This is a genomic window from Streptomyces hoynatensis (assembly GCF_003626535.1).
GTDB classification, from domain to species: Bacteria; Actinomycetota; Actinomycetes; order Streptomycetales; family Streptomycetaceae; genus Streptomyces; species Streptomyces hoynatensis.
The window spans coordinates 172,623-185,540 of sequence record NZ_RBAL01000004.1; the positions used below are offsets into that span (position 1 = coordinate 172,623).

Annotated in this window: 13 protein-coding genes; 5 read left to right on the forward strand and 8 right to left on the reverse strand. The window is 75.9% G+C overall.

Annotation, left to right across the window (positions count from 1 at the left end; all coding sequences use genetic code 11):
- Positions 1-58 precede the first annotated feature (58 nt).
- The gene (locus tag D7294_RS08915) at positions 59-904 is read right to left on the reverse strand and encodes a helix-turn-helix domain-containing protein (RefSeq protein ID WP_120677393.1); all 846 of its coding nucleotides are present in this window, start codon (positions 902-904) and stop codon (positions 59-61) included.
- Between the two features lie 49 nt (positions 905-953).
- On the opposite strand from D7294_RS08915, the gene D7294_RS08920 reads away from it, so the two are divergent.
- The gene (locus D7294_RS08920) at positions 954-1,382 is read left to right on the forward strand and encodes a cupin domain-containing protein (RefSeq protein ID WP_120677395.1); all 429 of its coding nucleotides are present in this window, start codon (positions 954-956) and stop codon (positions 1,380-1,382) included.
- 119 nt (positions 1,383-1,501) lie between these two features.
- On the opposite strand, the gene D7294_RS08925 is transcribed toward D7294_RS08920, so the two are convergent.
- Both D7294_RS08925 and D7294_RS08930 read right to left on the reverse strand, forming a co-directional pair.
- Positions 1,502-3,502, reverse strand: a complete 2,001-nt coding sequence (locus tag D7294_RS08925) for an elongation factor G (RefSeq protein ID WP_241562213.1) — start codon at positions 3,500-3,502, stop codon at positions 1,502-1,504.
- A gap of 236 nt (positions 3,503-3,738) precedes the next feature.
- Positions 3,739-4,209, reverse strand: coding sequence for a MerR family transcriptional regulator (locus D7294_RS08930; RefSeq protein ID WP_120677397.1), 471 nt, complete (start codon positions 4,207-4,209; stop codon positions 3,739-3,741).
- Positions 4,210-4,285: 76 nt separating this feature from the next.
- On the opposite strand from D7294_RS08930, the gene D7294_RS08935 reads away from it, so the two are divergent.
- A complete protein-coding gene (locus tag D7294_RS08935; protein WP_120677399.1) occupies positions 4,286-5,398 on the forward strand; it encodes an alkene reductase in 1,113 nt (370 codons plus the stop codon).
- Between the two features lie 86 nt (positions 5,399-5,484).
- On the opposite strand, the gene D7294_RS08940 is transcribed toward D7294_RS08935, so the two are convergent.
- Positions 5,485-6,060, reverse strand: coding sequence for a TetR/AcrR family transcriptional regulator (locus D7294_RS08940; protein ID WP_120677401.1), 576 nt, complete (start codon positions 6,058-6,060; stop codon positions 5,485-5,487).
- A 147-nt stretch (positions 6,061-6,207) separates the two neighbouring features.
- Between D7294_RS08940 and D7294_RS08945 the strand changes: the two genes are divergently transcribed.
- The 3 genes from D7294_RS08945 (at position 6,208) to D7294_RS08955 (ending at position 8,165) form a co-directional block, all read left to right on the forward strand.
- The gene (locus D7294_RS08945) at positions 6,208-7,116 is read left to right on the forward strand and encodes a zinc-binding dehydrogenase (RefSeq protein ID WP_174248301.1); all 909 of its coding nucleotides are present in this window, start codon (positions 6,208-6,210) and stop codon (positions 7,114-7,116) included.
- Between the two features lie 185 nt (positions 7,117-7,301).
- On the forward strand, positions 7,302-7,619 hold the full coding sequence (locus tag D7294_RS08950; protein ID WP_120677403.1) for a DUF2795 domain-containing protein: 318 nt from the start codon (positions 7,302-7,304) through the stop codon (positions 7,617-7,619).
- A gap of 279 nt (positions 7,620-7,898) precedes the next feature.
- Positions 7,899-8,165, forward strand: a complete 267-nt coding sequence (locus D7294_RS08955) for a hypothetical protein (RefSeq protein ID WP_120677405.1) — start codon at positions 7,899-7,901, stop codon at positions 8,163-8,165.
- Between the two features lie 92 nt (positions 8,166-8,257).
- Here D7294_RS08955 and D7294_RS08960 read toward each other — a convergent pair whose 3' ends face one another.
- The 4 genes from D7294_RS08960 to D7294_RS08975 all read right to left on the reverse strand — a co-directional run bounded on the left by D7294_RS08960 (position 8,258) and on the right by D7294_RS08975 (position 12,904).
- On the reverse strand, positions 8,258-9,013 hold the full coding sequence (locus tag D7294_RS08960; RefSeq protein ID WP_120677407.1) for a GntR family transcriptional regulator: 756 nt from the start codon (positions 9,011-9,013) through the stop codon (positions 8,258-8,260).
- A 31-nt stretch (positions 9,014-9,044) separates the two neighbouring features.
- Positions 9,045-10,406 (reverse strand): homogentisate 1,2-dioxygenase, encoded by a 1,362-nt coding sequence (gene hmgA, locus D7294_RS08965; RefSeq protein ID WP_120677409.1) that lies wholly within the window; start codon positions 10,404-10,406, stop codon positions 9,045-9,047.
- Positions 10,407-10,468: 62 nt separating this feature from the next.
- The gene (locus D7294_RS08970) at positions 10,469-11,818 is read right to left on the reverse strand and encodes an NsdA family TPR-like regulatory protein (RefSeq protein ID WP_120677411.1); all 1,350 of its coding nucleotides are present in this window, start codon (positions 11,816-11,818) and stop codon (positions 10,469-10,471) included.
- Between the two features lie 624 nt (positions 11,819-12,442).
- On the reverse strand, positions 12,443-12,904 hold the full coding sequence (locus tag D7294_RS08975) for a MaoC family dehydratase (protein WP_120677413.1): 462 nt from the start codon (positions 12,902-12,904) through the stop codon (positions 12,443-12,445).
- Between the last annotated feature and the right edge of the window lie 14 nt (positions 12,905-12,918).

A 12,918-nucleotide genomic window follows, 5' to 3' on the forward strand; every position in this document is an offset into this window, starting at 1 on the left:
CCCCGGCCGTACCCGGGCCTGGGCCGCCGGCCCCTCGCGGCCCCGGCCACCGGCCGCCTCAGGGCCCGGGCCACCGGATGGCACGGGCCCCGGACGAGGCGGCGAAGCGGCCGGGCGGCACGCCCACGTGACGCGTGAAGTGCCGGTTCAGGTGCGCCTGATCGTGGAAGCCGACGGCCGCGGCCACCTCCGCCGGGCGCAGTCCCTCGAGCAGCAGGTGGCGGGCCCGTTCCACGCGCCGCCCGGTGAGGTAGGCGTGCGGGGGCAGCCCGTAGGCCCGCCGGAAGCAGCGGATCAGGTGGGTGGGGTGGGCGTGCAGCAGGGCCCCCGCCTCCGCCAGGGTCACCCCGCCGCGCAGGCGCGCGTCCAGCAGCTCGCGCAGCGCGGCGGCCAGCGGCGCCGCCTCGCGCCCCGGCGTTCTGGTTCGCACAGGAGCGCCCAGGCGTGCCAGGAGGCGCTCGCGGACGAACGCGAGCCGTGACTCCGCCTCGAAGGCGCCGTCCGCCGAGCCGAGCGCGAGGTGCAGCTGGTGGAGGCGCCGCCGCAGCAGCACGTCGGCGTGCACCGGAATCCCCACCGCCGCCCCGGCGAGCCGCTCCGGCAGCACCCGGTCGTCGAGATAGAGCACCCGCTTGCGGAAGCCGGCGGGGGTCACCGTCCGCCCGTCGTGCGGCACCCCGGGCGGCAGCAGCACCACGGCGTCCGCGCCCGTGACGCCGTGCCGGTGGCGGTCCACGGCGAAGTCCACACACCCCTCGTCGAGGATCATCAGGTCCCAGGTGCGGTGGGTGTGCAGCGGGTAGGCGTGGTCCGTGAACCGGGCGTGGAAGACCTCGGCGATCCCGGCCACCGCCGGGCGCCAGGCACTGATCCTGGTCTCCGGCCGCGCCCCGTTCCCGCTCATGCCAGGAACGTACAAGACCCGCCGCCCCGCGCGTGTGCAGGCTCCTGCCATGAGCGATACGAACAAGCCGGGCGCCGTCGTCAACCTGGCGCACAAGCTCTCCCTCTTCAGCGAGCTGTGGGCCCAGAAGAAGATCGCGGGACTGAACGACTACGAGATCAAACTCGCCAAGCTGAAGGGCGAGTTCGTCTGGCACACGCACGAGGACACCGACGAGCTGTTCCTCGTCCTCAGCGGCCGCCTCACCATCCGGCTGCGGGACGCCGGGAGCGCCGGGAGCGCCAGGAGCGCCGAGAACGCCGAGAACATCGAGAACGTCGTGCTGGAGCCGGGAGAGCTCTTCGTGGTGCCCCGGGGCGCCGAGCACTGCCCGGTGGCCGAGGAGGAGACGGCCATTCTGCTGGTGGAGCCGCGGGGGGTGCTCAACACCGGCAGCGCCGGCGGGCCGATGACCAGGCCGGCCGAGCCGCTGGACTGAACAGCCCGCCGCCCGCCGCCCGCCGTTCCCCCGGCCCTCCCCGGCGGGCGACCCTCCCCGGCGGGCGGCGCCCCCGGCGGCCGGGCGAAGACCCGGCCGCCGGGCGGGCCGTGGCCCGGTCAGACCCGGGTGAGCGAGGGCGCCGCGAGGTGGCGCAGGTACTCCTCCCGGTTCAGCGGGTTGCCGTCCGTCCTGGCCCGCCGCGGCGCACGGCCGCGCACCGGCCGGTTCGCCCCCGGCCGGGCGAAGACCGCGGCCTCGCCCCGGCTCAGCCCGGGCAGCGCGGCCCGCACCTCCTGCACCAGCCGGGTCGGCAGCTCCGCGAAGACCGCCCAGGACTCGCCCCGCTCCTCGGTGGCCACGATGTCCGCCCCCCTGGCGGCCAGCGCCCCGGCCACCGCGCTGAGCGTGTCCCGCGGGATCTCGATCTCCAGCGCCTGGCAGGGCTCGTGGACCCGGCTGCCCGCCTCCCGCAGCGCCCGCAGCAGCACCATGGGCGTCAGGTCGCGGAAGTCGGCCGCCTTGCTGTCGGGGGAGTGGTAGCCGACGCGGTAGAGGGTGACCGTGCAGTCCGTCACCTCCCAGCCGTACAGGCCCTGTTCGAGGGTGCGCAGCGCCGCCTCCTCGACGGCCCGGTGGAAGGCGCGCGGCAACGCCCCCCACTCGACGTCGCGGACGAACCGCACGCCGCGGCCGGGCGGCGCCGGCTCCACCCGCAGCCCGATCGTCGCCCAGAAGCGGCCGACGCCCGGGCCCATCTCCTCGCAGAACTCGCCCACGCCGGCCGGCCGTTCGACGTAGACCGGCCGCGGGCGGGCGAAGACGGCCGTCAGGCCGAAGTCCCGCTGCAGCCTCGCGGCGATCACCTCCTGCTGCACCTCTCCGTACAGCAGCACGGAGGTCGCCCCGTCGCTCGCGACCCGCGTCCTGATCAGTGGGTCCTCGTCGGCCAGCCGGGTCAGCGCGGCGTGCAGGCGGGCCTCCAGGCCCGGCCGTCCCGGCCGGACCGTCACCTCAAGCCCCGGCGGCGAGAAGTGCGGCCGCTCCCGGTCCCGGTCCGCCTCGCCGAGGCGGTCGCCCACCCGGACGGCCGCCAGGCCGCGAACCCGCCCGATGCCCCCGGCCCGCAGGCACTCGCGGTCCTGCGGCCCGGCTCCCGCGGAATCCGCGGCCCGCACCGTTTCCAGCCCGGCCACCCGGCCGCCGTACCGCAGGACGGCGCCGCCCGGCTCCCGCCGCCTGAGGCTCAGGCGCTGGCGTGCCCGCACCTCGCCCGAGAAGAGCCGCAGGTAGGCGATCTTCTCCCCGCCCTCGCCCCGCTCGACGGCGAACACGGTGCCGCGCGCGGGCCCGCCCAGGGGAGCCCGCGGCGGCGGCAGGAACGTCCTGATGCCCGCGGTGAGTTCGGCGACGCCCTCGCCGGTCAGGGCCGAGCCGGAGAACACCGGGTGCACCAGGCCGGCCGCGGTCTGCGCGGCGAGCAGCGCGCGCAGTTCCCCGGCCGCGGGGAGGTCCCCCTCGACGAGGCGGGCCAGCAGGCCCTCGTCGTGTTCGGCGAGCGTCTCCGCGGCCCGTTCCCGCGCCCGGGGGTCGGCCCAGGACCGGCGCGGCGCCCTGGCCGCGGCGGTGCCCGCGGCCCGCACCTCGCTCATCGGGACCACGAGGGGGGCGAGCCTGGCCCTGATGTCGGCGAGCAGCGCCTCGTGGCGCGCGCCCATCCGGTCGATCTTGTTGACGAACAGCAGCGTCGGCAGCCGCAGGCGGCGCAGCGAACGCATCAGGACGCGGGTCTGCGCCTGCACGCCCTCCACGGCGGACAGCACGAGCACCGCGCCGTCCAGCACCGACAGGGCGCGTTCCACCTCGGCGATGAAGTCGGGGTGGCCGGGCGTGTCCACGAGGTTGATCTGGAGGTCGCCCGTGGTGAAGGCGGCGACGGCGGAGCGGATCGTGATGCCGCGTTCGCGCTCCAGGTCGCCGGTGTCGGTCTGGGTGCTTCCCGCGTCGACGCTGCCGAGCCGCTCGATGGCTCCGTTGTCGAAGAGCAGGCGCTCGGTGAGGCTGGTCTTACCGGCGTCGACGTGCGCGAGAATCCCGAGGTTGAGAGTGGTTCGGATCACAGAGGAGGTCCCCGGAGGTCAGGTGGGTGGCACAGGGCAGCTCGAAGACTCCGAGGCGACGCCGCATCTCACACTCTCCCTCTACTCGGACCTGCACTCGTGCCCGCACGCGCTCGCGCAGGCGAACCCGGCTCCCGGGCCCGCGCCGGCGTGTGACCCGGCGCTCGCGCCCGCGCTCACCGCCGGGCGGGGGCCGGGCCGGCCCCGCGCGGGCGGCGGGCGGACGCGCAGGGACGCTACCGCAGGCCCGCTCGGGGCGGCACGCCATTTTCCACCCCCGGGCCGGCCGCGACGGCCACCCCCGGCCCCGAGTCGGCGGCTTCTTGCGCCCCCGGGTCGGCGGCCTCCTCCGCCCCCGAGGCGGCGAAGATGACCTCGTCCAGGACCTCGCGGGAACGCAGCAGGTCCCGGATGGTGCGGTCGATGCGCTCGCGCTCGGCGGTGAGGTCCCTGACCAGGCGGGGGGTGGCGATCTCCGAGGGGCCGCCGTCCGCGTCGCGCATGCAGGGCAGCAGCTGGGCGATCTTCCTGCTGCACAGCCCCGCGGCGAAGAGCTCCTGGATGCGGATGACCCGGGCCACCGCGGCCTCGGCGTACTCCCGGTGCCCGCCCGGCGTGCGCTCGGAGGCCAGCAGGCCCTGCTTCTCGTAGTAGCGCAGGGAGCGCTCGCCGACTCCCGTGCGCCGCGCCAGCTCGCCGATCCGCATGGGCCACCTCCCGATTCGCGGCGGCCGGAATCCGCCGGTTGAATCTGACACCAGTGTCAAGTTCTACCGTGCCTGCATGACGAACTCAACCGCGGCCTCCCCCCTCTTCGAGCCCGCAGAACTCGGCCCCCTGACCCTGCCCAACCGGCTGGTGATGGCGCCCATGACCCGCAACCGCGCCGCCGCGGACGGCGTGCCGGTCCCGCTCATGGCCACCTACTACGCCCAGCGCGCCTCCGCCGGCCTGATCGTCGCCGAGGCGACCACGCCGAACGCCGTCGGCCAGACCTACCCCCACATTCCCGCCATTCACGCGCCGCGGCACATCGCCGGCTGGCGGGCCGTCACCGAGGCGGTCCGTGCCGCGGGCGGCCGGATGTTCCTCCAGCTCCAGCACGGCGGCCGGGTCGGGCACCCCGCCAACAGCGGCCTCGCGCCCGTGGCCCCCTCGCCCGTCCCGCTCCCCGGCACGATCTTCACCCCGGGCGGGCACCGGCCCACCGTCGTGCCACGGGAGATGAGCACGGCCGAGATCCGCGCCACCGTGGCCGACTTCGCCGCCGCCGCCCGCAACGCGCGCGCGGCCGGCTTCGAGGGCGTCGAGGTCCACGCGGCCAACGGCTACCTGCTGCACCAGTTCCTCGCGGGCAACACCAACCGCCGCACCGACGCCTACGGCGGAGACGCGCGCTCCCGCGTCAGGTTCGTGACCGAGGTGACGCGCGCCGTGGCCGAGGCGGTGGGAGCGGAGCGGGTGGGGCTGCGGATCTCGCCGGGACTCACCGTCAACGGCATCGAGGAGGACGACACGCCCGCGCTCTACCGTGCCCTCCTCGCCGAACTCTCCGGCCTCGGCCTGGCCTACCTCCACCTCGTCTACGCCGACCCCGGGCAGCCCCTCTTCCGGGAGCTCAGGGCGGCCTGGCCGGGAACGCTGATCGGCAACCCGGTGCTGCCGCGCGACCACATCCCCGCCGACGGCGGCCTGTCCGCCGGGGCCGCGCTGCTGGCCGCGGGCGCCGACCTGGTCGCCCTCGGCCGCCCCTTCCTCGCCAACCCCGACCTGGTCGAACGCCTCCGCACCGGCGCACCGCCGAACCAGGTCCGCGACGCCTACCTGATGTACGTCGGCGGCCCCGAGGGCTACACCGACTACCCCACCCTCGCCCCGGCCCCGGCCGCCCCCTGAACTCCCGCCCCGGCGCGCGCGGGAGACGCGGCGCGCGCGGAAGACGCGGCGCGCGCGGGGCCGCGGGCGCCGGCGCGCCGCAGCCCTCAGGGCCGCTCGCACAGCGCGAGCGCCATCCGCTGCACGGATCTGGTGAAGTGACGCGGCCCGCCCTCCCGCGTCACGGCCCGGACCAGCTCCCCGTCGAACACCGCGAGTACCGCGTGGGCCAGGAAGTCCGCGTCCAGATCCGGCCGGGCCTCCGCCAGCAGCGCGCGCAGGTGGCCCTGCCAGAACCGGTAGCTGGGGTCGGCGAACTTGTCCTCGGCGCACGCCTGCTCGTGCGCCGCGAGCAGCACGGCGTTCCCCTCGGCGATGGCCCCCAGGCCGTCGAGGAAGGCGAGCAGCCGCTCCCGTGCGGGCGCCCCGGGCCCCAGCGGTGGCGGCCCCTCGGAGACGGCGCGGCGCAGCGCCGCCGACCGCTCCTCCAGCAGGGCCTGGAGCAGCCCGGCCCGGCTGCCGAACCGCCGGAACACCGTGCCCTTGCCCACCCCGGCCAGCGCCGCCACCCGGTCGAGCGAGACGTGGTCGCCGCCGCCCTCCGCCAGCAGCCGCTCGGTGGCCTCCAGCACCGCACGGCGGTTGCGCGCCGCGTCGGCGCGCTCGGCCCCCTGCCCGGCCATGGCATCCACTCCCCGCTCAATCGGACCGACGGTCCGCCTATGCTACCGTTCCGGAAACGGACCGCCGGTCCGCTATGGCCGGGGCGCCCCGGCCCGCCCGGGCGCCCCGGCCCACCCCCGACGCCTCCACCGGAGAGAGCCATGGACATGCGCGCACTTCTCGTCGACCCCGCCGCCCCCGGCGCCCTCAGGCTGGGCACCGTGCCGGAGCCCGAGCCGGCGCCGCACGAGCTGCTGCTGGACGTCCGGCACATCTCCCTCAACCGCGGCGAGGTCGCGTTCGCCGCGCGGCGGCCCGCCGGCACCGTCCACGGCTACGACGCCGCGGGCGTGGTGGCGCGCGCCGCCGCCGACGGCTCGGGCCCCGCCGTCGGCGCCAGGGTGGCCGTCTTCGGCGGGGGAGCCTGGGCCCAGCGGATGGCGGCGGCCACCGACGCGGTCGCCGAGGTCCCCGAGCGGGTGGGGCTCCGGGAGGCCGCCGCGCTGCCGATGGCGGGCCTCACCGCGCTGCGCGCGCTGCGGGCCAGGCCCCTCCTCGGGCGGCGGGTGCTGATCACCGGCGCGGCCGGGGGCGTGGGGCGTTACGCCGTGCAACTCGCGGCGCTCGGCGGCGCGCACGTCATCGCCTCGGTCGGCTCGCCTGCCCGCGGCGCTGGGCTCGCGGAGCTGGGGGCGCACCGGGTGACGGTCGGCCTCGACGGCGTCGAGGGCCCCCTCGACCTGGTCCTCGACACGGTGGGAGGCGCGCAGCTCGGCGCGGTGTTCGCGCTCCTCGGGCCGGGCGGCAATATCCAGTGCATCGGCTCGGCCTCGGGGGAGCCCGCGGTGTTCGAGCCGCAGGCGCTGTTCTTCGTCGGCGAGGCCAGGACGCTGAGCACCTATGGCGACATCAGCTCGCCCGGTCCGGATCTCGCCACCCTGCTCGGCCTCCTCGCCGCCGGCCGGCTGCGGCCCGAGATCGGCTGGCAGGGCGGCTGGGAGAGGTACCCGGAGGCCGCCGAGGCCCTCCTGGAACGCCGCGTGACCGGCAAGGCGGTGCTCGACGTCGGCCGGTGAGCGGTGCTCGACGTCGGCCGGTGAGCGCCCTCCGGGACCGCTCATTTTCGGACGCGTTTCGGCCCGGAGCGGGTGGGGACTCGGCAGGCGCGAACCGGCCGGGCCGCGGCGTGCGGCCGGCGGCCGTGCCGGGGACGGCGCCCGTGCGGGGACGGCACCCGCACGAAGGACAGGGAGGAAGCCCGATGGCTCACGTCAGGATGGAAGAAGTGCTCACCGCCATCGAGGACGTGGATTTCCCCGCGGACAAGGACGAACTCGTGGCCGCCGCGCGCTCGCACGGCGCCTCGCCCGGCGTGCTGAAGGCGCTGCGCGGCATACCGCCCGAGGAATACGGCAACCGCGAGGACATCGCGCACTCGGTGCGCCTCGACCCGGACTCCGACCTCGGCCACAGCGCCGCGCAGCGGGCCGAACAGGCGCGCCTCGGCGGCAAGCGCGGCCAGTCCCAGCACCTGCGCGACGTCCCCAGGCCTCCCGTGGAGGAGGAGCTCGACCGCTGAGCCCGGTCCCGGACGTTCCCGGCCCACCCCGGGCCGGGCCGGGAACCGCCCCGCGGGCCTGGGAATTGCCCCGCGGGCTTGGGCGTTCCCGCAAACACCCCGCACGCGCCCCGTTCGGCGGCCGCGCACGGGGGTTTACGCGGCGAACGCCTGTCTTGCCGTGTTCGTCAACCCCGTTGCTGGGAAAGGTGAAACAAGGGACCGGGATACCCAGGCGTCCTTGTGGGGCGTTAGGGTTACCCTGCCCGGACCGGGTGCCGTTGTACGGGTGGGAGAGTCATGAAGCAGATAACAGTGCGCAGCAGGCCGCCACGGGTGCCTGCCATCGACTGCGGGACCAGCGCCAGCAGCGCGCGTCTCGACCGTCACTTGAGCGTGCTCTCCGGCCCTGCGGTGCCACAGCGCGAGGCCGAGGACGCCACCTCCCTGATGCGCGAGCTCACCAGGCGCGACACGGGCAGCGCGCGTACCAGCCGCGGGGCGCGCGTGCACCTGTTCGCGCCGCTGCGGCGCCTGCGGAGGACGCTCTTCGGCGGGCGCGGCTGACCCGGCCCCCGGGCCCGCCCGGCGGCCCGGGGCACACCGCAGGGCGAGGGGCGTCCCACGGGGACCGGGGACGCCGCTCGCCGACGGGGGCGTCACTCGGGGGAGGCGTCCACGGTGACGGCGAAGGAGAACCGGTCGCCGCGGTAGTGGAGCCGCGCGACGTCCACGGCACGCCCGCCCTCGTCGTACTCGACACCCGTGATGTGCAGGATGGGGCTCAGCAACGGCACGCTGAGCAGCCGTGCGGTCGACGGGTCGGCGAGCCGCGCCTGCACGGTGTTGGCGATCCGGTCGACCCGCACCCGCGCCACGTCCCGCAACACCCTGGTCATCGGCCAGCGTTCGAGCGCGGCCGGGTCGATGCGGTCGGCCACCTCCGGGTGGACCAGGTTCTCCGCCCAGTTGACGGGCTCCCCGCTGCTCTCCTCGCGGCGCAGCCTGCGAAAGCGCACCACCTCGCCCAGGCCGGGGAAGTACTCGGCGAGTTCGGCGGGCACCGGCACCGGGCCGTGGTCGAGGAGGGTGGTCACCTCCCCGGACTGCTGCGCCACGATCGTGTCCACCGAGCCGAGCAGCCGGACGGGGGCGCCGTGCCGCGCGGTGGGCTCGATGAAGGTGCCGCGCCGCCGGTGCCTGCTGATCAGGCCCTCGGTCTCCAGCTCCTTGAGCGCCTGCCGCATCGTCAGCACGCTCACCCCGTAGTGCCCCGCGAGTTGCTCCTCGGTCGGCAGCCGCAGGGGGGCGTGCGGCTGACGGCCGAGTATGGAGGCGCGCAGGGACTGCGACACCTGATACCACAGCGGGAGCTTGCGGTTGAGCTCCAGCGAGTCGGGGGCGAAGACGGTCACGAAGGCCCTCCGGGTCGGTGCGGGACGGCGGTCAGGGGCGGAAGTTGCGCTCAAGACCCTGCCACACGCGGTCGTACCCGCGCTGGAGATGCGAGCCGTTCCGCGCCTGGGCGGTCAGCGACACCGGCCACCGCGTCTCGAACATGAACGCCAGGCCGTCGTCCACCTTGTGCGGCGCCAACTCCGCGGCCACCGCGCGTGCATAGGTCTCCCGGTCGGGGCCGTGCGCCGAGAACATGTTGTGCAGCGAGCCGCCGCCGGGCACGAAGCCCTCGGCCTTCGCGTCGTAGGCGCCCTCGATCAGGCCCATGTACTCGGTCATCACGTTGCGGTGGAAGTACGGGGGCCGGAACGTGTCCTCGCCCACCAGCCAGCGCGGGGCGAAGACCACGAAGTCCACGCCGGGCGCGGTCAGCACGGTGAAGATCGAGGGGTCGGGATGGTCGTAACTGATCGAGCCGATCACGTTGAAACGCCGCAGATCGTACAGATACGGCACGTGGTTGCCGTGCCAGGCGACCACGTCGAGCGGCGAGTGCTCCAGGTTCGTCGCCCACAGCCCGCCGCAGAACTTGGCGATCACCTCCACCGGCCGCTCGGCCTCGTCGTAGGCGGCGGTCGGGGCCAGGAAGTCCCGCGGGTTGGCGAGGCCGTTGGCGCCGATGGGGCCGAGCTCGGGCAGCGCGAGGGGCGTGCCGTAGTTCTCGCAGACGTAGCCGCCCGACTCGCCCTCGGGCAGCTCGACGAGGAACCTGACGCCGCGCGGGATCAGCGCCACCTGGCCCGGGGCCGCCGCCAGCGGGCCGAACTCGGTGCGCAGCAGCAGCGTGCCGTGCTCGGGAACGATCAGCAGCTCCCCGTCGGCGTCGCCGAACACCCGGTCGCGCATCGAGGAGTTGGCGCGGTAGAGGTGGATGGCCATGCCCTCCCTGCGGCGCACGTCGCCGTTGCCGCCGAGCGTCCACAGGCCGGCCACGAAGTCGGTGCCGGGCGGCGGCTCGGGCAGCGGGTTCCAGCGCAGCCGGTTCGGGTCGGGCTCGGCCTCGTCGAAGGGCGCCGCCCGCAGCGTGCCCTGGCCGATCCGCCGGTAGGGCGGGTGGGCGGCCGAGGGGCGGATGCGGTAGAGCCAGGAACGGCGGTTGGAGGCGCGCGGCTCCGTGAACCCGGTGCCGCTCACCTGCTCCGCGTACAGGCCGAGGGGGGCGCGCTGCGGGGAGTTGCGGCCCACCGGCAGCGCGCCCGGCACCGCCTCGCTGCTGTGCTGGTTGCCGAACCCGGCCGAGTAGCGGAACGCGAGCGCGCCCGGGGCGGCGGCCGATCCACTCCCGTCGCCGGCCGCGGCCCCGGCCGCCGGGGCGGCCGGGCCGGCCGTGCTGTCCGTCCGCGTGTCCATCGCAGCCTCCTGCCGCCGAAACGAAATCCTTCGTTCGACCGTAGGAATGGGGCGGGGGCAAGTCAACGACCGTGCGCGGTTCTCGCCAGCAACTCGGCCGCCCGCTTGCGGTTGCGGTACGGGCGCAGCGCCTGCCGCATCTCGCGCAGCGCCCGCTCGGCGTCGCCCGAGCGCAGCCGCTCCCGGCCGGCCAGGAAGCCATCCCAGGCCGCGCAGGCCTCGTCGAGGTGGCCGGTGCGCAACAGGAGCTGGCCGAGGCGCGCCTGGCTCAGCGCACGCCCGCGCACGTCTCCGGGGGCGCGTTCGCCGGCCGCGCGCCGGAGCGCACCCAGGGCGCCCGGCAGGTCGCCCAGCGCTTCGAGCACCGCGGAGGTCTGAAAGTGCAGGGCCGCGGCCGGGTACGAGTCGAAAGGCGCCGCCGCGCTGCTCGCCCGCTGCGCCGCCCGCTCGGCGCGGCCGAGCGCCGCCAGCGCGCCGCGCCGGTCGCCGCTGAGCCCGAGCACGACCGCCAACTGGGCCTGCACATACGCCTGGTGCGCCGCGGGGGCCCGGCGCACGCCCTCGTGGGCCGCCTCGGCGAGCTGGAGCGCGGACGGCAGGTGCCCCAGGCGCTGGGCCTGCGCGCTCATCGCCCGCAGCACCACGCTCCAGGAGGTGCGGTCGCCCGACTCGTCGGCCAGCCGGTGGGCGAAGGTGTAGTACCGCTGGGCGACGCCGTGCAACTGCCCGTCCTCGTACATCCTCGCCAGCAGGAACGCCAGCCGCGAGGCCAGCACGAGCAGCTCCGCGCGCACGCGCTGGGGCTGGTGGGCGGCCAGCAGGGGGGTCACGTCGTCGGCCAGGTAGGCGCACAGGGCGCTGCGCGCGTGCCGCCCGCCGTGGGTGTCGATGGAGGCGGCGAAGAAGGCGACGGCGTCGTGCAGGGCGGTGGTCTCGTCGGTGCGGGCCCCGAGCGGCCTGGCCGGCTCGGGGCGTTTCGGGGGCCCTGGTACGGCCGCGTCCGCCACCTGGTACGGCCGCTGGTGCAACGGCAGCCTGCGGCGGGCGTCGGCGTCGGAGCGGCACAGGGCGGCGAACCCGGTGACCGGGTCGGCGAACCCGGTCACCTGCTCGCCGAGGCCGCAGCCGGGTTCCGCGCCCCCGATGCCGCGCGGGAGGGGGGCGAACCCGGCCGCCTGCGGCGTGACCTGGCGTCCGATGCGCCGGGCGAGCGCCTCGGCGGCCAGGTAGGGAACCGGGTGCCTGGGCTGGGTGCCGGACAGCCAGTGGGCGACGGCGGTGCGGTCGTAGCGCAGGGCGGCGCCGATCTCGGCGCCCAGCGCATTGACGGCCCTCGCCAGGGCCTCCTGGGTCCATCCGGCCTCGGTGAGCAGGGCCCTGAGCCGGTGGTTGGGGGCGCGCCGGTTGGTCATGGTTACGTGTTCTCACGCCGGTGCGCGGGCCGACAGGGCGCACGGGGGCACGCGGCGGCAACGCGGCGCCCCAGAGGCGCAAGGGGCGGCGCGCACGTGCTCCACGGTCACACTTTCGAGTCGAATGCCGACCGTTCGGCCACCCTCGCGTGGTAGCCGTGCGGCCCATCGTTGACCGTGGGGCTCATGAACGACCCCTACCTCCGCGCCCTCCCCCCACGCGCAACCCGCCCCACCCGATAACCCCCACCCGGCCGCCCCGCCCCCTTCCCCCTCTCCACCCCACGACCCCCGTCCGCCCAGGCCCGCGCCCCGTGCCCTGGCGACACCTGCGTCACCGCGCCCTGACGACGCCTCGGCCCCCGCGGCGGCGGCCGGCGGCGGTTGGCGAAGGCCGTCGGAGCCGGCCGGCGGCGGCCGTTGGAGGGCGGCAGCCGGGGGTGGCCGGCGGCGGGAGTCGGGGCGGCCGGCGCCCGCCGAGAGGCGCCGGCGGTCGCCGGCGGTGGCCGAGGGCGGGTGGCCGCCGAACCCGCCGACGCCTGTCCCCGCCCCACCGCCCGCGCCGCTACGGGCCGGCCCCCACCGCGGACGCCAACTCCCCGAGGCCGGGGCCGCAGGCCCGGCTCAGTCGTAGTAGCGGGTGACGGTCTCGGCCGCGCACACCGGTTTGTCCCCGCCCTCCCGCGTGACGGTCACGGCAAGGGTGAGCTGCACCCCGCCGGCGACCCGCGAGGCACCGAGGATGGTGCCGGTGGCACGAACCCGGGAGCCGACCGGCAACGGTGCGGGGAAACGCACCCTGTTCACCCCGTAGTTGACGGCCATCGTGACGCCCTCGACGAGCAACAACTGGGGCGTCAGCACGGGCAGCAAGGCGAGCGTGAGGTAGCCGTGCGCGATGGTCGTGCCGAAGGGCCCGTCCTTGGCACGTTCCGGATCGACGTGAATCCACTGGTGGTCGCCGGTCGCCTCCGCGAAACGGTCGACCCGCTCCTGATCGACGGTGAGCCAGTCGCTGATGCCGAGTTCTTCCCCGACCGCGGCGAGCAGCCGCTCGGGTGAGGTGAATCGCCGCGCCCGCGCCATCCGGGCAGGATACG

Coding starts and splice junctions, on each gene's coding strand:
- D7294_RS08915 (WP_120677393.1), bottom strand. CDS start 904: ATGAGCGGGAACGGGGCGCGGCCGGAGACCAGGATCAGTGCCTGGCGC.
- D7294_RS08920 (WP_120677395.1), top strand. CDS start 954: ATGAGCGATACGAACAAGCCGGGCGCCGTCGTCAACCTGGCGCACAAG.
- D7294_RS08930 (WP_120677397.1), bottom strand. CDS start 4,209: ATGCGGATCGGCGAGCTGGCGCGGCGCACGGGAGTCGGCGAGCGCTCC.
- D7294_RS08935 (WP_120677399.1), top strand. CDS start 4,286: ATGACGAACTCAACCGCGGCCTCCCCCCTCTTCGAGCCCGCAGAACTC.
- D7294_RS08940 (WP_120677401.1), bottom strand. CDS start 6,060: ATGGCCGGGCAGGGGGCCGAGCGCGCCGACGCGGCGCGCAACCGCCGT.
- D7294_RS08945 (WP_174248301.1), top strand. CDS start 6,208: ATGCGCGCACTTCTCGTCGACCCCGCCGCCCCCGGCGCCCTCAGGCTG.
- D7294_RS08950 (WP_120677403.1), top strand. CDS start 7,302: ATGGCTCACGTCAGGATGGAAGAAGTGCTCACCGCCATCGAGGACGTG.
- D7294_RS08955 (WP_120677405.1), top strand. CDS start 7,899: ATGAAGCAGATAACAGTGCGCAGCAGGCCGCCACGGGTGCCTGCCATC.
- hmgA (WP_120677409.1), bottom strand. CDS start 10,406: ATGGACACGCGGACGGACAGCACGGCCGGCCCGGCCGCCCCGGCGGCC.
- D7294_RS08970 (WP_120677411.1), bottom strand. CDS start 11,818: ATGACCAACCGGCGCGCCCCCAACCACCGGCTCAGGGCCCTGCTCACC.
- D7294_RS08975 (WP_120677413.1), bottom strand. CDS start 12,904: ATGGCGCGGGCGCGGCGATTCACCTCACCCGAGCGGCTGCTCGCCGCG.